General features: G+C 47.0%; 21 protein-coding genes. 14 read left to right on the top strand and 7 right to left on the bottom strand.

Annotated features, from left to right (window positions below):
• Nucleotides 1-7: 7 nt before the first annotated feature.
• A complete protein-coding gene (locus tag IE074_RS07285; protein ID WP_189384816.1) occupies nt 8-2,113 on the top strand; it encodes an acetate--CoA ligase family protein in 2,106 nt (701 codons plus the stop codon).
• A gap of 20 nt (nt 2,114-2,133) precedes the next feature.
• Nucleotides 2,134-2,871: an enoyl-CoA hydratase/isomerase family protein gene (locus tag IE074_RS07290; RefSeq protein ID WP_189384817.1), complete on the top strand. Its 738-nt coding sequence runs from the start codon at nt 2,134-2,136 to the stop codon at nt 2,869-2,871.
• Nucleotides 2,872-3,000: 129 nt separating this feature from the next.
• On the opposite strand, the gene IE074_RS07295 is transcribed toward IE074_RS07290, so the two are convergent.
• Both IE074_RS07295 and galE read right to left on the bottom strand, forming a co-directional pair.
• The gene (locus IE074_RS07295) at nt 3,001-3,783 is read right to left on the bottom strand and encodes an IclR family transcriptional regulator (protein ID WP_189384818.1); all 783 of its coding nucleotides are present in this window, start codon (nt 3,781-3,783) and stop codon (nt 3,001-3,003) included.
• A gap of 118 nt (nt 3,784-3,901) precedes the next feature.
• Nucleotides 3,902-4,936, bottom strand: a complete 1,035-nt coding sequence (gene galE / locus IE074_RS07300) for a UDP-glucose 4-epimerase GalE (RefSeq protein ID WP_189384819.1) — start codon at nt 4,934-4,936, stop codon at nt 3,902-3,904.
• A 340-nt stretch (nt 4,937-5,276) separates the two neighbouring features.
• Between galE and IE074_RS07305 the strand changes: the two genes are divergently transcribed.
• Together IE074_RS07305 and IE074_RS07310 are read left to right on the top strand one after the other, a co-directional pair.
• Nucleotides 5,277-5,771: a restriction endonuclease gene (locus IE074_RS07305; RefSeq protein ID WP_189384820.1), complete on the top strand. Its 495-nt coding sequence runs from the start codon at nt 5,277-5,279 to the stop codon at nt 5,769-5,771.
• A 57-nt stretch (nt 5,772-5,828) separates the two neighbouring features.
• Entirely contained in the window at nt 5,829-6,587 is a 759-nt protein-coding gene (locus IE074_RS07310; protein ID WP_189384821.1) for a YdcF family protein, read from the top strand.
• Here the strand turns inward: IE074_RS07310 and IE074_RS07315 are convergent.
• Nucleotides 6,564-7,493: a LysR family transcriptional regulator gene (locus IE074_RS07315; protein WP_189384822.1), complete on the bottom strand. Its 930-nt coding sequence runs from the start codon at nt 7,491-7,493 to the stop codon at nt 6,564-6,566. The two genes, IE074_RS07310 and IE074_RS07315, sit on opposite strands and share 24 nt — an antisense overlap.
• 84 nt (nt 7,494-7,577) lie before the next feature.
• On the opposite strand from IE074_RS07315, the gene IE074_RS07320 reads away from it, so the two are divergent.
• The 4 genes from IE074_RS07320 to IE074_RS07330 are packed head-to-tail and all read left to right on the top strand — an operon-like array spanning nt 7,578 to nt 10,255.
• Nucleotides 7,578-8,774, top strand: a complete 1,197-nt coding sequence (locus IE074_RS07320) for a CaiB/BaiF CoA transferase family protein (RefSeq protein WP_229793933.1) — start codon at nt 7,578-7,580, stop codon at nt 8,772-8,774.
• Entirely contained in the window at nt 8,775-9,170 is a 396-nt protein-coding gene (locus tag IE074_RS14830; protein ID WP_229793934.1) for an alcohol dehydrogenase catalytic domain-containing protein, read from the top strand.
• Entirely contained in the window at nt 9,089-9,601 is a 513-nt protein-coding gene (locus IE074_RS14835) for a zinc-binding dehydrogenase (RefSeq protein ID WP_229793935.1), read from the top strand. Before IE074_RS14830 ends, IE074_RS14835 begins: the two co-directional genes overlap by 82 nt.
• 24 nt (nt 9,602-9,625) lie before the next feature.
• Nucleotides 9,626-10,255 (top strand): Bug family tripartite tricarboxylate transporter substrate binding protein, encoded by a 630-nt coding sequence (locus tag IE074_RS07330; RefSeq protein WP_189384824.1) that lies wholly within the window; start codon nt 9,626-9,628, stop codon nt 10,253-10,255.
• A 121-nt stretch (nt 10,256-10,376) separates the two neighbouring features.
• Here IE074_RS07330 and IE074_RS07335 read toward each other — a convergent pair whose 3' ends face one another.
• Together IE074_RS07335 and IE074_RS07340 are read right to left on the bottom strand one after the other, a co-directional pair.
• Entirely contained in the window at nt 10,377-10,646 is a 270-nt protein-coding gene (locus IE074_RS07335; RefSeq protein WP_189384825.1) for a hypothetical protein, read from the bottom strand.
• Between the two features lie 225 nt (nt 10,647-10,871).
• Entirely contained in the window at nt 10,872-11,315 is a 444-nt protein-coding gene (locus IE074_RS07340) for an H-NS histone family protein (RefSeq protein ID WP_189384826.1), read from the bottom strand.
• 488 nt (nt 11,316-11,803) lie between these two features.
• On the opposite strand from IE074_RS07340, the gene nagB reads away from it, so the two are divergent.
• The 3 genes from nagB (at nt 11,804) to IE074_RS07355 (ending at nt 14,508) form a co-directional block, all read left to right on the top strand.
• Nucleotides 11,804-12,556, top strand: coding sequence for a glucosamine-6-phosphate deaminase (nagB, locus tag IE074_RS07345; RefSeq protein WP_189384827.1), 753 nt, complete (start codon nt 11,804-11,806; stop codon nt 12,554-12,556).
• 73 nt (nt 12,557-12,629) lie between these two features.
• Nucleotides 12,630-13,670, top strand: a complete 1,041-nt coding sequence (locus IE074_RS07350) for a bile acid:sodium symporter family protein (protein ID WP_189384828.1) — start codon at nt 12,630-12,632, stop codon at nt 13,668-13,670.
• Between the two features lie 220 nt (nt 13,671-13,890).
• Nucleotides 13,891-14,508, top strand: a complete 618-nt coding sequence (locus IE074_RS07355) for a transposase (RefSeq protein ID WP_189384829.1) — start codon at nt 13,891-13,893, stop codon at nt 14,506-14,508.
• Between the two features lie 6 nt (nt 14,509-14,514).
• Here the strand turns inward: IE074_RS07355 and IE074_RS07360 are convergent.
• Nucleotides 14,515-15,278 (bottom strand): IS5 family transposase gene (locus IE074_RS07360; RefSeq protein WP_229793936.1). Its coding sequence is split into 2 segments (ribosomal slippage): nt 14,515-14,963 and nt 14,963-15,278, totalling 765 coding nucleotides; the frame shifts between segments, so codons are not numbered across the junction.
• Nucleotides 15,279-15,335: 57 nt separating this feature from the next.
• On the opposite strand from IE074_RS07360, the gene IE074_RS07365 reads away from it, so the two are divergent.
• Nucleotides 15,336-15,671, top strand: coding sequence for an SDR family oxidoreductase (locus IE074_RS07365; protein ID WP_229793937.1), 336 nt, complete (start codon nt 15,336-15,338; stop codon nt 15,669-15,671).
• Nucleotides 15,672-16,199 (top strand): hypothetical protein, encoded by a 528-nt coding sequence (locus IE074_RS07370; RefSeq protein WP_189384831.1) that lies wholly within the window; start codon nt 15,672-15,674, stop codon nt 16,197-16,199.
• A gap of 100 nt (nt 16,200-16,299) precedes the next feature.
• Here the strand turns inward: IE074_RS07370 and IE074_RS07375 are convergent, their stop codons facing one another.
• Nucleotides 16,300-17,220, bottom strand: coding sequence for a LysR family transcriptional regulator (locus tag IE074_RS07375; RefSeq protein WP_189384832.1), 921 nt, complete (start codon nt 17,218-17,220; stop codon nt 16,300-16,302).
• Nucleotides 17,221-17,346: 126 nt separating this feature from the next.
• Between IE074_RS07375 and IE074_RS07380 the strand changes: the two genes are divergently transcribed.
• Nucleotides 17,347-18,210, top strand: a complete 864-nt coding sequence (locus IE074_RS07380; RefSeq protein WP_189384866.1) for an SDR family oxidoreductase — start codon at nt 17,347-17,349, stop codon at nt 18,208-18,210.
• Nucleotides 18,211-18,216: the final 6 nt, after the last annotated feature.

Here is an 18,216-nt window from a genome sequence, read left to right on the forward strand (position 1 = left end):
TTGAGACATGACTTCTATCACTAACGCTGCCAGCCTGGCTGCACTTATGAATCCGCGTTCTGTGGCTGTTATTGGCGCATCCGAAGACCAGACAAAGTTTGGCGGGCGTCTTTATAAAACGCTTATCCGTCATGGTTACAAGGGAATTATTTATCCTATCAATCCGGGGCGAGAGTCTTTGTTTGGCATAAAAACTTTTCCTGATATTACGGCAACGCCAGAGGCCCCTGACATGGTTGTCATGGCATTGCCTACTGCAAAAGTCAAAGAGGAAATTAGAAAATGTGCCGAGAAGGGGGTCAAATGCGCCATTATCATTACTTCCAAGTTTTCCGATGCGGGCCCAGAGGGGGCTGCCTTAGAGCATGAAATCGTTGAAATAGCCAGGCAATACAAGATGCGCCTGATTGGTCCCAATTGTCTGGGTCTGATTAGCCCTGCCAATGAACTGGTTTTGTGCTCTTCACCTGCCCTAAATGTTGATGCCCTCATTAAAAGTCCGATTGGCTTTATCAGTCAGAGTGGAGCCCTGATGGGAACACTTTTCGACAAGGCTCACTCACAGGGCATTGGTTTCAGTCACTGTTTTTCAATTGGTAATCAGGCAGATCTTGAACTGTGTGACTTTCTTGAAATGCTGATTGATGATGATGAAACCTCTGTTATTTGTGCCTATATTGAGGGCCTGAAATCACCCCAGCGTTTCATTGAATTGGCAAAACTGGCTCGTTTGAAAAACAAGCCGATTCTGGCCGTCAAGGCAGGGAAAACGGAAGCGGGCAGCAAGGCTGCGTTTTCCCATACAGCCAGTCTGGCAGGTGATTATGAGTCCTTAAAAGCCATTTGCAGAAGTCAGAATATTATTCTGATGGACGATCCGATGGCCATGTTTCTGTTGGCGTTGAGCATGGCCAAATTTCCTGGTCAGAAAGTTGGCAATGCGACCATTATCACCACCTCTGGCGGTGGTGGCGCACTGACTGCAGATGCGATGTCAGAGCAGGGCATCCCTTTTTCAGAGTTTGGTGAGCAAACGAAGGCATCTCTTGCCGAATTGTTTACGCCCGGGCAGGCTTTCAATCCGATTGATCTGGGTGGACGCAGACATGATGTGCTGGATACCGACAGGATTTCAGCGTTGACAGCAGAAATTGTCATGAAAGATGCGTGTGTTGATGCCGGTTTGTTTGTGTTGACGACGGCACCCTCTGTATTGAATACGACGACCAGCTTGGTCACAGGGGCGGAAAAAACGTCGAAACCGTTTATTGTGGTGATGTTGCCGGGTCAGGCGGCCAATGCGGCCAGAGAGTATTTGGTTGCCAAAAATATTCCTTTTACCAATACACTCAGTGAAGCGGTTGCCGCATTGAAAAGCTGGAAAGCATGGTCTGATTTTACCGCTTCACCAGAGGCTGTTTTGCCGGATGATTTGCCGCAGATCAGTCATGTAAAAGGCGTTCTTAATGAGTCCGAAACCAAAAAGCTAATGGCTTCGTTCGGAATCCCAGTGAATAAAGAGATTGTGGTTGACGATATCCCTGCGGCCATGAAGGTGGCGGGTGATATTGGTTTCCCGATGGTTGCCAAGGTGGTTTCCAGCCAGATCGTTCATAAATCCGACGTGGGTGGGGTGCTGCTTAATATTCAATCCCCCAAAGAGCTGGAGCAGCGATTGACGGCTATGGTCAGTCATATCAACCAGGTTTTACCGTCTGCCCGGATTGAAGGATTCTCCTTGCAGAGTATGGAGTCTGGGGAACTGGAGTTGATTGTGGGGGCCAGAAATGATGCCCAGTTTGGTCCGCAGGTGATTATAGGCAGTGGCGGCATTCTGGTTGAGCTCTTGAAAGACACGCTGGTACTGCCGGCACCCGTCCATGTGGAAACAGCCAAACAGGCGCTTGTACAACTGAAAATAGCCCCTTTGTTAAAAAGCTATCGTGGCAGGCCGGCACTGGATGTGGAAGCGGTGGCACAGACCATTCATCGTTTGAGTCTGCTTGCCTGCAGTCTTAAAGACAGTCCTTTTGAAATAGAGATTAATCCACTTAAAGTGAAACAACAGGGTAACGGGTGTGTGGCAGTGGATGCCAGGGCACAAATCAATTAAAGATAATTCAGGAGATCAAAATGAGTGTTGTAAAAATCGAGCAGTTTGAGAAAGTGACGCTATTTACAATTAATCGTCCCGAAAAACATAATGCCATTTGTAAGGAGACGGCCCTGTCGCTTCAACAGGGCTTTGAGGAGTTTGATTTATCGGACCAGCGTGTTGCCGTTATCACCGGTGCAGGGGAAAAAGCCTTTTCTGCTGGTGCTGACGTGACGAACCTGCCTGAGTTGTGGCGTTGCATTCCAACAGTAGGCATACAAACTGAAAAACCCATTATTGCAGCTACGGCAGGCTGGGTGGTAGGCGGTTCTATGGTCCTGCATATGATGTGCGATTTGGCGATTGCCGCTGACAATACGCGTTTCTCCTATCCGGAAGCCAAATTGGGCTTTACCGGTGGCATGATTGCCGGGCTGGCGGCCCGTATTCCGCATAAGATTGCGATGGATGTGATTTTGTGCGGTGAGATACTGGATGCCCAAAGGGCTTATGCAGCGGGTTTGGTGAACCAGGTTGTACCGCTGGGGCAGCAGGTGGACGTTGCACTGGAAAAAGCCCGGAAACTGTCAAAGGCTTCGCCTCTGGTCTTAAAGACCCTGAAGCGTTTTGTGACGCGTGATGTATTGCCGCAGGGTCCTTCAGAACTCATGGCCCGCACGATCAGGGAATTGAATATTGTTCGGGAAAGTGATGACCAGAAAGAAGGTATACGGGCATTCAAGGAAAAACGCGAGCCTGTTTACAGTGGTAAGTGAATAATATATAGATGTAATGGCAGGGTAAATCAATGACTGTTTCTGTAAAAAAATAGTAGGTACTTTAAGTGTATTGGGTGTTTTACCTTGGTTTTATAATCGACAACCTGTTTTTCTGTGATACCGGTTTTACCAGGAAAGAATAAGTCGTTGCAGGTTTACCGATGGATCATGCCCGTTATGCAGGCCTGTAATGCGCTGGGCAGCTTGCATGAGCAGGTCAGCGTATTTGTTAATCGTTTTAGTCGTAAAGCGCTCACTATGTCCGGACAGTCCGATCGCTGCAATAATATTTCCCGTTTTGTCGATAATGGGAGCCGCAACGCCGTAAACCTCTTCTTTTAGTTCACCTTTGTTGATGCTATACCCTCTTTCCTTGATTTCCTGAAGTTCCATTTCAAGTTGTTGGGCGTTGATAATGGTGTTGTCGGTTTTGGGGTTCAGGTTTTGCTTTATTTTTTCAATAAAAAAATCGTTTTTATATGCAAGCAGGGCTTTGCCAGTGGCCACACAGTATAGTGGGGCACGACCACCGATATGGGTGTAAAACGGGATAGGTGCAGGCCCATCCACTTTGTGCAGATACACCACATCATGTTGATCCTGGATGGATAAATGAACGCTTTCTTCTGTGTCGCGCATTAACTGTTGCATGATGCCTTCCGCCTGCTGTTTTAAGGCCAGGTGAGGAAGGACGGCAGAGCCAAGTTCAATGAGTTTGCAGGTTGTGCTGTATTTGCCGGATTCTTTGTCCTGAACGACATATTTTGAGTCAACCAGTGCCTGAAGCAAGCGGTGGGTACCGCTTTTAACCAGGTTGAGGTTGTTGGCAATATCAGTCAGCCTCATGGGCTGACTACTGTAAGCAAGCATTTCCAGTATTTGGAGACCCTTAAAAAGCGTATTGTTCATGGCGAATCATTTTCTGTATTAAGTACAAATCCGAAAAATGATTTAACCATATGAGACTTAAGGTTAATAGAAATATTTTGTTATATATATATGGTTGAAAGTCTCGATTGATGGTTGATCAATATCCTTCAGGATTCTTGCTTTGCCAGTTCCAGCCATCCCGGCACATGTCATCGATGCTGCGGGTGGTTTTCCAGCCCAGCAGTGATTCTGCCAGTTGGGGGTTGGCCCAGGCAGAGGCAATGTCTCCCTCCCTTCTGGCCTGAATAATATAGGGCACTTTAATATTGTTGACCCGTTCAAAAGCGTTCACCATTTGCAGGACACTGGTGCCGGTGCCGGTACCCAGGTTAATGGCTGTAAAGCCGCTATGGGCGCTTTCATTAACGTAATTCACGGCTTTTACATGCCCCAGTGCCAGGTCACTAACGTGCAGGTAGTCACGTACACCGGTACCATCAACCGTATCGTAATCGTTGCCGAAAACATTCAGTTTTTCTAAACGGCCAACGGCTACCTGGGTAATGAAGGGGAAAAGGTTGTTGGGAATATCTCGTGGGTTTTCACCGATCAGGCCACTTTCATGGGCGCCAATCGGGTTGAAATAGCGTAATGCAATGGCCGAAAATTCCTGATGGGCCACGCAGGTGTCTTTTAATATTTGTTCTACCTGAACCTTGGTCCAGCCGTAAGGGTTGGTGGCGCCAATTCGATGGGATTCGGTATAGGGCAGGAATTCGGGTTCGCCGTAAACAGTGGCGGATGAGCTGAAGACGATGCGGTTTACACCAGCGGCCAGCATGGCCTGTAGCAGGGTAACGGTACCGGCGACATTGTTTTCGTAATACTCAAGCGGGCGTTTGACTGAATCGCCCACGGCTTTCAGGGCCGCAAAATGAATGACCCCCTGGATGGGTGTATTCAGGGCGTCGTGTTCTGCAAAAATATCATCCAGCAGTTTACGGTCGCGGATGTCTCCATGGATGACTTTAATGCCTGTCCCGGTAATGGTTTTTAAACGATCAAAAACCTTGTTGCTGCTATTGGAAAAGTTATCCAGTACAACAGGGGTATAACCTGCCTGCAGCATTTCTATAAGCGTGTGGGAGCCGATATAGCCGGCTCCACCGGTGACGAGGTAATGAAGACTCATGCTGTTGAAAACCTTGTGGGATTGACTTGCCGTGATTGTACTATTGTGTTTTATAAAGGTAGTACATATTGGTTTAATTATTATTAAAAACAAGAAATTGAAAAAAAATGTAAATGAGATGTTCGCCTATTCAGACAGGCTTGTTGTTTACTTATGTGCTTATGTTTTTTACATATTGTTTATTTTTGGTAATTTTAAGATACTTTAGGTATTATAATGCTGGGAAGAATAGAAATTTTTACTGTAAATTTTAAAAAAGTATTGAAAAATGAGGGGAATCAAATGGTTTGCGCCGCGCAGTCCTCAACATTATAAATATATCTGCTAACTGAGGCTTGAGATGAGTACTTACATTTTTCTATTACTGGTAGCGGTGGTTGTGTACCTTGTCTGGAAGAGGCAGAAGCCTTCCGTTTCATATATTAACCTTAACAATCAGCGCGTATCCTTGTCAGAAGTAAAAAGTTTTTCAGAAGAAAAGATCGCGGCATTGGTTACCGATATTTTTCAATCCAAGGGGTATCAGGTACAAAAGGTAAGTGGTGAGTTGCAGGATATTGCCGATTTCATGATTGAAAAAGAAGGAAACCGTGGTTTTGTTTCCACACGTCACTGGAGAGCGGACAAGGTGGGGGTTAGCGATATTTCCCAGGAAGTGATTGGCATGAATCAGCATAACAGTCATTACAACTACATTTTTACAATGGGAAAGTTTGATAAAGAAGCGACTGAAATGGCAAAATATAACCGTAATCTGTTCATGGTTGACGGCCATCAGTTGAATGCCATGGTCGTTAATGTGCAACAGAATGCCATGATCGCCAATGCGCAATAAAATGCTTAATATACGGTTTGTGCCACTTTTTTTTGTGCTTAAACCAAGCAACCCGTCATGAGCTTTTTTGCCAGCAAAATTATTTCTTCCACCCTGTTAATTCCCTTTAACTTTATTATTCTGTTTTTGATGGGCTGGGCCTTGCTGGAAAGCCGGTTCAAGAAGTGGGGGCGAGCCGTGTTGTTGTTTGGGATTGTGGCCCTGACAGTAGCCAGTATGCCAGTAGTTGCCACGGCACTGGTTAAATCCTTATACGATGAGCCTGTTTTGTCCTTGGATCAGGCCAGGCAGGCGCAGGCGATTGTGGTATTGGGTGGTGGCGTGAATCACGACCAGCCTGAGTTCGGGGGCAGTTCTGCCGCCTCTTCCACACTGGAGCGGATTCGCTATGCCGCTTACTTGCATCGGGAAACCGGCCTGCCTATTCAGGTTAGCGGGGGCGGGTGGCCGGGGGAAGAACCGGTTGCCCAGGTAATGCAAAGAGAGCTGGAAACCCTATTTCATACACCGGTTAGATGGGTGTTGCCTGAACCGGCCACGACGGCTGAAGAAGCCCGTTATTCAAGAGACGCTTTGGGTAGTGAAGGCATCAACACCATTTTGCTGGTGACCAATACCGTGCATATGAAACGCGCCAAAATAACGTTTGAACGGGCCGGTTTCAATGTGATTGCAGCCCCTACCGTCAGGCCCGATTATCCGCCCAATTTTCTTAAATATATTCCCCGGGCTGATGCCTTGCGTATTTCCGGTAGCGTACTCCATGAATGGATCGGGATGGCTTGGTATTGGCTACAAAGTCGTGTGGTTCCATGAATCCACCAAGGCTATAATGCGCTCCTGTAAGAAGTTCATTAACTGGTGTGTTGCGGTTGTTGTGAATTTATTGGGAATGGTCAGGAAATACATGGCATTGCCTACTCCTTCGGGCATGTAGTCCTCAAGCACTTCCACCAGTTTTCCTTGTTTCAGTTCCTGGTGAACCGCGTAACGGGGCAAGAGCGTAATTCCCACTCCTTTGAGGGCCGCATCCAGTAAAAAAGTATAGCTGCCCGATTGAAGACTGCAAGACACGCGCTGTCGAATCAGGCTTCGTTCATGGACCAGTTTCAGAAAAAAATTCTTGCCCATGGCAGCCGGCATGACCAATTTATGGTGCAGTAAGTCTGAAGGTAGCAGAACAGGATTTCCTTTTAAGTAGTCAGGGGATGCCGACAAACACCACTGAACATCACATATTTTTCTGGCGACATATTCATTATTGGGGTTTGAGGTAATCTTGATAGCGAAGTCCACCTCGGACTCAATCAGGTCATCCAGCCGGTCATTGATGAGAATTTTCAAGTCTATTTCAGGATACTCTCGAATAAAGTCAATAAAGATGTCTGATAAATATAAATGACCAAACCCGGTTGGAATACGAACGCGGATATAGCCTTTCATGCTTTTTGAAAGATGATGGATGTCCGAACTGACCGACGCTATTTCTTCCAGGATTTTCTGGCTTTTTTCATAAAGCAACTCACCTTGCTGGGTCAGTTCAATACTTCGGGTGTTTCTTCTGAAAAGCTGGGTTTCAAGCGTTTTTTCCAGTTTTTTCAGCCGCATGGAAACATTGGATCGTGTCATGCCCGTTCGGCGGGCGGCCTCTGCCAAAGATTTTGCTTCCACAATTTCAACAAACAGCTTCAGAAGGTTTAGATCCAGATTATTGTCAATCATAATTGAACACTGATGAGTAGTTTTAGCGTATTGTCGCACAATTCGCTTTGTCTTAGGATGGAGCTGTTGTGAATGGAAGACGAAATGATGAACGAAAATAACAGCTTTTCCGGTCTTAAAGTACTTGATATCAGCCAGGGGGTGGCCGGACCTTACTGCGCCAATATGCTCTGGCAATATGGTGCCGAGGTGATCAAGATTGAACCGCCAGCCGGAGATTGGGGGCGTCATGTGGGCACAACCGTTTCCGGACAAAGTGCGTTGTCTATCAGCTATAACGTGGGCAAACAGAGTGTATGCATTGATGCCAAGCAGGAGGCAGGACGCCAGGCAATTCGAAAAATGGCCGCTGAATGTGATGTGTTCGTGCAAAACTTCAGGCCTGGAATCGTTGAAAAGCTGGGCCTGGGTTATGAGGATCTGAAAATAACAAATCCGGGAATTATTTATATTTCCATCAGTGGTTACGGGCCTTCGGGGCCTTACGCTTTTGCACCTGCCACAGACTCTGTCATGCAGGCGGAAACCGGTATTATGTCGGCCAATTATGACCAGGAAGGTAACCCACAAAAAATCGGGATTCTGATGGTGGACGTTTTGTCAGGCATGTTTGCCACCCAGCAGGCCCTGGCGGCGATTTACCGTCGTCAATGCTCTGCTGTAAAGCAAGGCGAACATATTCAACTGAATCTGTTTGATGCCTGTGCCGCTTTCCAGCAATCGAACCTGATCGAGCACACCTTGAATCCAGTGAAAATCAAAACGGCAGTCAGTGCTCCCAATGGTGTTTTCGATACACAAAACGGCAAGTTGAATGTCCTGGCTTTGAATAACGATCAATTTGAACGTTTGTGCAAGGCGTTGAGCAGGCAGGACTGGCTGGAAGATACCCGTTTTGTTAATAATACGGAGCGCATGAAACATCGGGCCGTGCTGCACGGTGAGCTGGCCGGGATTCTGGCGGCAAGAACGAATGAAGAATGGCAGGATGTTTTTCGTCAATATGAAGTCTTGCACGCCCCCGTGCGCAATTATGATCAGGTCATGCAACACCCGCAGGCCGTATTCAACCAGACGGTGGATTATTTTGAACAGTCTCCCGGGCTGTCGCTTCCCTATGTGTTCATACCCGGTTTGTCACAAAAACCCATATTGAACAAGGCACCGGATATTGGAGAACACACGATTGATGTACTGCAAAAATTCAATTTCAGCCAGGAACAGATTGATGCCTTGATAGCGTCACAGGTTATTCGACAAATCAAGAAGGAAGAAATATAAATGAAAGCATTACATTGCAAAACGTTTGGGGCACCACGAGAGGTGCTTTCTGTTGAGGATGCACCCATGCCGGAAATAACCCGGCCCGATGAAGTTATTGTCAGGGTGCATTACGCCAGTGTCAGTCATGCTACCGGGTTGATGATTGAAGGAAAATATCAGCGCAAACCCCCATTTCCTTTTTCTCCGGGAACCGAAGCAGTCGGGATTGTTGAGCAAAAAGGCAGTGCAGTCATCCATTTATCTGTTGGTCAAAGAGTGGCCTGCATTTGTGATTGGGGCGCCTATGCGGAATATCTGAAATTGCCTCAAACATGGGGTGTCGGGTCATTGCCTGCGCCAGTACGAAGGAAAAGTGTGAGGTGGCGAAAAAGGCGGGAGCCAGTGAAACCTTGACAGGTACTGATCAATTGGCTGCACAGGTTAAGCAGCTTACAGCGGGTAAGGGGGTTGATATTATTTTTGACCCGGTTGGCGGATCACTTTTTGCTTCAGCGCTCAGGGCAGCCGCACAGAATGCCCAGTTAATCAGTATCGGCTTTGCCAGCGGTAAATTGCCCGAGGTGGCCATGAACATTGTGCTGGTTAAAAACCTGACCATTCATGGTTTCTTTTTTGGTCAATATACCGGTTGGACACCGGCTGATGAACGCATTATGCATGCTGCCATGATGTCCAATGTTATGGAGGTTTTGTTTAGATGGGTGAAGGAAAAAAAACTGAATCCGGATGTCCAGAAAGTATTTTCTTTGGATCAGGTGCCTGAAGCGATTGAAACGCTTCATGGAAGAAGTGTGACAGGGAAACTGGCAGTAAAAATAGATTAAAAACTCAACTAGGAGATGAATATTATGAAACGAACGAATATTAGTAAATTTATTGGCATCGGTTTAGTGACCGCTTGCGGTATTTTCAATATGCAAGCCTTGGCCGCTTCAGACAAATTCCCCGACCATTCCCTGCAGATGGTGGTGGGCTATCCGCCCGGAGGGCCTACGGATATTGTGGCCCGGATTGCCGCTGCTGAAATGTCCAAAGTATTAAAGCAATCCATTGTTGTTGATAACCGTTCTGGCGCAAGCGGCATGATTGCTGCGGAGTTTGTCAGTAAAGCCAAACCTGATGGGTATACTTATTTGGCCAATGCGTCTTTGCATGTGATTAATCCCAGTGTGTACCCAAGCATGAAATATGATGCCTTGCCTGGTGTTCCTACTGTGGCGGACGCGGCCAACCTGCCCGATTTTGATGTGAGTACATGGTATGGTTTGTGGGCGCCCAAGAATACACCTGATGAGGTAGTGCAGACATTGTGGAAAGCAGCCAGCGAAGCGTTGAAAGAACCCAAGGTGATTGAGCAGTATGCGCAATTGGGTGCAGAGCCCGTTGCGTCTGATCCGGCCACTTTCAAAAAATTCAATGAAACCGAATTTGAAAAATGGGGCAAGATCGTTAAGCTTTCAGGGGCGAAGGCAGACTAGAGAAATTAATAAAAATTTCTTTCTTGTGGTAAGTGATAACTTTAGCTGTTTTTGAAAAGTAATGCCCTTGGTGAAATGGGCATTACTTTTATATCCGAGAGTGTAAAAGGCCCACCCGGTTTCAGTTTTTCAGGGCCTTTTCCAGTAAGGCATTAACCACATCATTAGTATTGGTATTTTGCGCAATTGCCTGGGCACGAATTTCTTCTATCAATGTTTGTTTGATTTTTACCGGGAATGGTACCAAACCTTGTGCCTGGTCCAGTTTGCGTTGCTCGCGTCGGTCAAGTTGTGCGCCTGAATCGGTTGAAAAACGGTTGGGGATACCTTCCTGTTTCATTTTTCCTACTGTTTTAAGGGCTTTTTGTTTTTCCAAATCAGTTTTTTTCATGCAGGTTCTTTGTTGAAGAGTTGTAATAGTAGATGAGTTTTAGCGCATGAATGACGATTTTAAATGAGGCCAGTATGCAAAAAAAGCTGAGCAGATAATATCACCATTTGAAAGTCACAAGGCACTTTTGTTTGAATGGCATATATTAATGGTTTTTATAAAAGACGCCACATGATTACAGTGGCGTCTTTGTTGATGCTGTTAAATAACAGGCATTAACTGGCGTTAATCGTTAATTAACAAATCTTCCAGTTGGTTGTTGGGGTTGGCGGCCAGATAGTTGGCAATAAATGCCGGTCTTTTGCCACGGCCAGACCAGGTTTCTTCCGGATTCTCTTTGCTGCGATATTTGGCTTTAACCGGTTTTGCGATTTTTGCCTGTTTGCCGGTTAAGCCTTCAGCAATAATGGCAGGGTCTATACCCAGCGCCTGTGCCATTTTCTTGCCTTCCTGAATATAACGGTTCAGTTCTTCCGTACGGATTTCATTAATACGTTTTTCCAGCAGGTTTTGTACCGCTACGATGTCTGAGGCGGAAGGGAGGTTGGAAACGAGGGCTTCCAGAAACTGGCTGGTTGAAACATTGTGTTTATTGATTAATTCATTAAAAGAACCAATAAGTGCTTTGTGTTCTTCTTTAACGGATTCCAATGCTATAGAGCGAGACATGTTTTTATAGCCTTTAAAATTAATTTTGATAAATAATTGGTTTCTTTTGAATGATTAATAGTAAAACGATTAATCAAGCTAGAAAACTGGACTTAATTATAGATAAGGTGGCATTTATATGCTACTGTTAATTATAAAAAATTATTTAAATAGCTGCCTGGGATCTGGGATCTGGGATGGGTTTTTTAAGTTTTTGTTTATTATTAATAAAAAATTTTATTAATAAATATGGTTGGTAGAACAATCATTAATTGTGAAAACAGCTATTGATTTGAGAGTAAGAGGCAGTCATGCAAAATTGGCAATGCAGTGATTAATGCTAAATAAGCCATTCAGGCAAGCAAAGCAAAAAGATAATTTTGCAACACTTGGGAAGTAAATTTTTAAAAAGCCGAACAAAAACAAAACATGAATCAAAAAATAGGAGGATAATTCCGGTTGTTTATCAGCAGTAAGTACCGTTTTTATTGATCACTACCGGAACGACTATGTTTTATGTTTTTTCCAACCCCCAGGCAATTGCAGAACATGTAAGTGAATTGCTTATTGCACAAATCCAGAAGAAAAATGATTCGGTATTGGGGCTGGCCACAGGCAGTACCATGGAGCCTGTCTATGAAAAATTGTGTGAGCAGGTTGCACGGTTAAATGTGGATGTGTCGGGCTTAACCACCTTCAACCTGGATGAATATATCGGGTTGGGCAGCGATCATCCGCAAAGCTATCGTTACTATATGCGGCAGCATTTGTTCAATCGCCTGGCTTTTGCGCAGCATCGCACCTTCCTGCCAGACGGTTTGTGTGCGGATCCGGTAAAACAATGCGAACAATACTCAGGTCAAATCCAGCAGGCGGGTCACATCGACGTGCAATTGCTCGGTATTGGCAATAACGGTCATATCGGCTTTAACGAGCCGGGCACCTCATTTGGCAGCCGCACGCATGTAGTGCCACTTACTGAACAAACCCGAATTGATAACAGTCGTTTTTTTGATTCTTTGGATGAAGTTCCCACCAAGGCGATTACGCTGGGTTTACAGGATATTATGGAATCAAAACAAATTATTCTTATTGCCACTGGCACCAACAAGGCGCAAATCATGGCAGAGCTTTATGAAAGCCCTGTTACCGAGCAGTTGCCGGCTTCAGTGGTCAAGTCTCATCCAAATGCGATGATTTTGCTTGATGAACAGGCGGCGCAATTTTTGCCGGCTGAATGGCGTGATACGCTGGAGAGCTAAGAAACCAAGGCTTGGATGGGGTAATATGGCTGGCAGCTGCCAATGTATTCACCCCTAAACATAAGTTTGCCCCATGTTTCAGTCTCTGCTTCGTTTTCTTAAAATTGACCGTTTCACTTTTTTGTTGGTGGTAGCTGTTCTTGTTGCCACGGTCTTTCCGGCCTCTGGTCGTGGGATGCCGGTGGCGCAAATGGTGACCAGCCTGGCCATTGCGCTGCTGTTTTTCCTGCATGGGGCTCGTTTGTCACGAGATGCCATCATTGCGGGTGCTACCCATTGGCGCCTGCATTTGCTGATTTTTTCTTTTACATTCATTCTCTTTCCTGTGCTTGGCGTAATGTCCAGGCCCATTCTTGAACCCCTGTTTACGCCTGATTTGTATAAAGGGGTCCTGTATTTGTGCGTGCTGCCTGCAACCGTGCAATCGGCTATTGCCTTTACTTCTGTTGCGCGTGGAAATATTCCCGCTGCCATTTGCAGTGCTTCTTCATCCAGCATTTTGGGTATTTTCATTACGCCCATGCTGGTCAGCTTGCTGATAACCGATGGTGTAGCCACCAGTGATTCGCAGTTGGCCCTTGAGGCCATCTGGGAAATTACCCAACAACTGCTGATTCCGTTTGCACTGGGGCATTTCAGCCGTCCTTTCACCGCCGGTTTTATCAGCCGTCATGGTTTTCTCATGAGGTTTGTGGATCAGGGTTCGATTCTGCTGGTGGTGTATGTGGCGTTTTCCGCAGCGGTAAATGAGGGCTTATGGAGCCAGACGCCCCTGGTGGCCTTGTTATTACTTGTTCTGGTTAGTGTTGTGTTACTGGTTATTGTGCTGTTGTTGACGGCTTTGATTGGCAAACTGATGGGTTTTTCTCTTGAGGACCGGATTACCCTGGTGTTTTGCGGGTCGAAAAAAAGCCTGGCCAGTGGCTTACCTATGGCGCAGGTCCTGTTTGCTGGGCAGGCAGTGGGGGCGATTGTGCTGCCTCTGATGATTTTTCACCAGATTCAGCTAATGGTATGCGCTTTTATTGCTGCCAGACTGTCCGGGCGCAAGGAAGAGGTTGAATTGCTTGAGGAGATTGGGGAAGGCGCTGTTATTTCACCGGTGGTGAAATAACGGGCTGTTTTTCTCTGCTTCTCTGGTTCCTAAGCTGGAGCGTAGGAACGAATAATTCCCCTCCTGCGGAGGGGTGGCGCATAGCGCCGGGGTGGTTCTTTCTGGTTCCCTTCGCTCCTGCGTTTTGGTTTCTAGTTCCCATGCTCCTGAGGCTGTCGCAAAAGGCCCTTAACCTGTACACTTTTTACTATGACTAAGTTTAGCGCCACGAGAATCACTAATGAGTACGACGCGTAAAGTTCCTCAGCTGGATAATCAGCAGTTTGATTTATTTACCGGAGCCCCCAGTGCCTCTGAACCGATCCTGTCGCGCCCAGCGCTGCCAGGGGCACGCCGTTTTGTGTCTGGCAATCCCAGCCAGATGTTTGTGGGCACGGTTCGGCTTGAGCAATATCTGCGTGACAGTGGTGAGTTAACGCCGTTGACGGTGGCCAAGTTGCTGGATGAACAGGACTGGGAACTGTTTGAACAACGCTATGCGCTTACCGGTCGCGCGCCCTATGCACCACGCTGCATGATGGGCTTGATTCTTTATGGCATTATGCAAGGCGTGCATTCATTACGGGCGTTAGAGCGACTCGCGCGGCTGGACGTCGGCTGCATGTGGGTCTGTGGCGGTATTGCGCCAGACCATGCGAATATTGGTCGCTTCATTACGCTGCATGAAGCATCACTGACCCATGATTTTTTTGAGTCACTGACCCGCTCCGTTTTACAGGCCTGTCGTTCCAGCAGCCAGCGTGTGGCGGGCGATGGTACGGTGATCGAGGCAGCCTGTTCGCACTATAAATTGCTTAAAGAGGAAGCGGTTAAGTCCCAGCCCCCTGTGTCAGACTAGGGCGTGTTAACACAAACGCAGTCCGTCCATCACGAGTACGAAATTGACGAATCCAATGAACATGAGATCGAGCTTCTCAAAGCGGGAGAAGATTCTTCGGTAGCCTTTGAGGCGACGAAACAATCGCTCCACCTCGTTTCGCCGTCGATACATCGCGCGGTCATACTCCCATGGATCCAACCGCCTGGAGGACGGGGGTACGACGGGGATATAGCCAAGATCGAGCGCAAGCTGCCGGGTTTTATTGCCCTCATAAGCGCGATCCATCAGCAAATGGACGGGCCGAGTGAGCGCGCCGAGCCGTTCGAGCAAGACACGTCCAGCAGGCGCATCATGGGCCTGTCCGGGAGAAAGTGAAAACGCTACGGCAGTTCGATCATCCGCGGCAACCATATGAATCTTGGTGTTCCAGCCCCCTCTCGACTTTCCAATGGATTGGGGGCCGTTTTTTTTAAAGCACCCGTGCCATCAGGATGCACCTTTATGCTGGTGCTGTCCAATGAGACCGCTTCGATCTTTATACGCACGATCTGATGCTTCTGAAGCTCAGCAAACATCCGATCAAGAACACCAGCCTTTGCCCAGCGGTTCATGCGCGTGTAAACGGTGTGCCAGTTCCCGAATCGCTCGGGCAGACTGCGCCACTTGCAGCCATGCTCGGCCACATAAAGGATGGCATTGACTACCTGCAAATTCGTTAGCTTGACATTGCCTCGTTGCCGGGGAAGGCAGCTTTCGATATGCGTAAATTGTTCAGGTGTGATTTCCATTCCTGTAGGATAGGCAATATTGCGGCCGATTGTCTATTAGTGTTAACACGCCCTAGCTTGACAGATACCGCATGTTCTGCCGCAAAAGGTGGCGTGCATGCCGCTACCGTCAGTATGGCAATGGAGTTGGGCGAAACCGGGGTACGTGTCAACTGCGTTTCACCGGGGGCCATTGATAACGGGCAGCGCGCCATTCCACGTAATGCCAATCCGCTTTCTGCCCAAGAGCAAGAGTGGATGAAGGGTATTTACACGCAAAGTTTGCGCGACACCCCCATGAACAGGTTGGGTCAAATGGAAGAAATCGCTGCTGCCATTTGCTTTTTTGCAGCACCTGAAGCTTCTTATGTTACCGGTCAGGTCTTGTATGTAGCGGGTGGTGGCATAGGTTAATTGGCTTGTTGGCTTGGCTTATTGGAGAAAACCGGTTTTTTTTGCCTGGGTTATGAGCACAGTCTGTCCAAGCGTATGCTGATGTATGCGGTGGCTTCAATTGCTACCGGTCGTCTGAAGTTTGATGACAGTGTGGCCCATCCAAAAGCCAAGTTGAGAACTTCTCTGATTGGTGTGGGTTTGCCCATTGAAGCGAAATTTCTTGATCAGGGAACGGATACCGGTATTGGCGTGATTTCCGTTGGTCAGATTTACCGGCATCATACGCGGGAATTGACCGCCTTGATTAAAGGGGAGGTTGATGCCATTTTTGTTTACAGTGCCTGGGGAGTGCTGATTAAAGAGCAATTTAGTGCGAAAGAATTGATCAACCTGACAACATTGCCAGATCGTACATTGCAAATTAATAATGGTCAGCCTAAAGTGTTAACGGTTAGCGGGCAGTTGTTATGGGACTTTAATGAGCGGAGTGTCTTAAGTTCCTGCATAAGCTCAAATAAAGCAAGCGGGGCAGGTTTTTCAGAATAGGCCAATGCTCGGGAAATTATATAGGTATGTGCTTGCAGTCTAATATTCAATTCGCTTTTTGTGGTTTCAGGCAAATTTGGTCTAAGTGAATTTATAGAATTCAATGCCTGAACAGAAAACTTAACTGCTCTTGTAAAAACAGGGTCAGGGTTTTGATGGCGGCAGAGGACAGGTGGGGTTTGGGTGTAGTTAAAATATACAGAGTGGTATCAATTGACTGGATGCTTAATTCTGGAAAAAGAACTTTCAGGTTTCCTTTGACAATGTCCTGTTCAACGACATAATTTGGCAGCAACACAACGCCCAGGTCGTTTTTTGCGGCCTCCAGCAGAAAACGGAAGTTTTCCGATTGCAGTTTGGGGCTCATTTTTATTTTGAGATTTTCCTTGCCGGAAGACAGGTTAAGTGTTTCATACAGTTTATTGGACGGGCATAAATAATCCATGTTTGCCAGTTTCTCAATATTTTCCGTATCGGCTTTGTTTTTTCTGATGTAATACGGCGAAGCGCACAATCGCCAGGCAATATCACTGATTTTTTTGGCTACATAGTCTTTGGGCGGTTCGGAAAGGACACGTACGGCTACATCAATTTGTGATTCAATCAAGTCGTTAACCCGGTTGGAAAACATGATTTGCAAGTTTACCTGAGGGTATTTCTTCTTGAATTCTATCAGCATGGGTTGCAGGATCAGCTCTCCCAGGCCGGTTGGCACACTTAACCTGACGCTACCCATGGGCTCCGCCCCCAAACGCTGGATTTCCTGGCGTGCCGCTTCTATTTCCTTAAGCATGCCCACACCATGCTGGTAAAGCACCTCACCCTGCTGGGTGAGCTCCAGCCGTCTTGTTGAACGCCGGATCAGCTGGGTTTGCAGCAGGGATTCCAGTTTTTTCAGGTTTTTACTGACCTGGGATTTGGTCGTGCCATGGTGTTTTGCTGCGGCACTTAAGGTTCCGGTGTCAATAATGCTGACAAAAATCCGAACCAGGTTTATGTCGAAATCAGATGTATTGATCATGTTTTCTCTCTTGTATAAGTCTATTGTTTCTTTTAAGGAAACATATATTGTCAATTATAGGGCATTGTTTCCACGTTTTTGTGTTGATAAACTGAATCAAAAGGAGACTGACAAATGCAAAATGAAATATTTTCATCTGGCCTGTTCAAGGGGCAGAGCGTATTGATTACCGGTGGAGGAACCGGACTGGGATATGGTATGGCAGACAGATTGGCCAGCCTGGGAGCGACGCTGCATCTGTGTGGCCGCAGGCAGGAAGTGGTTGATGAAGCGGCCCGCCTGCTGCAGGAAAAATATCCAGGTGCGGAAGTGTTTGCCCATTCTGTTGACATTCGGGATGCTTCAAAGGTAGATGCTTTGATCCAGGAAATATGGGACAAGCATGGCGGGGTTGATGCGCTGGTCAATAATGCGGCCGGAAATTTCATCTGTCCAACCGAAGAATTAACAGTGAATGGATTCAAGGCCATTACGGAAACCGTATTGAACGGTACTTTTTATACCACGCAGTCTGTTGGCAAGCGCTGGATTGAAAGCAAGCGCCGTGGGTCCGTGCTTTCAATTGTGGTTACCTGGGTATGGACGGGCTCTCCCTTTGTTGTGCCTTCCGCAATGTCAAAGTCCGCGGTTGATACGATGACCAAGTCCCTGGCGATTGAGTGGGGAAGGCATGGCATCCGGTTTAATGCCATTGCGCCGGGTGTCATTCCTACAGAAGGCGCTTCCACCCGTTTGCGTCCGACTGATGACAGTTCAGACTACCTGGTCAAACAGAATCCCATGCAAAGATTGGGGAAAATGAGTGATATTGCCCAACTGGCCGCATTCTTGCTTTGTCCGCAGAATGACTGGATTAATGGACAGACTATCGCTTTGGATGGCGGAGACTGGTTGGCTAATGGGGCCTATTTCAAGCAGTATTTCGAGTGGAGTAAAGAAGATTGGAAACGCGCTCGCGAAGTCATCAGGGAAAAAACGGCAAAGGCATAATGAGGT

Source organism: Advenella faeciporci (assembly GCF_014652395.1).
Classification (GTDB): Bacteria; Pseudomonadota; Gammaproteobacteria; order Burkholderiales; family Burkholderiaceae_B; genus Advenella; species Advenella faeciporci.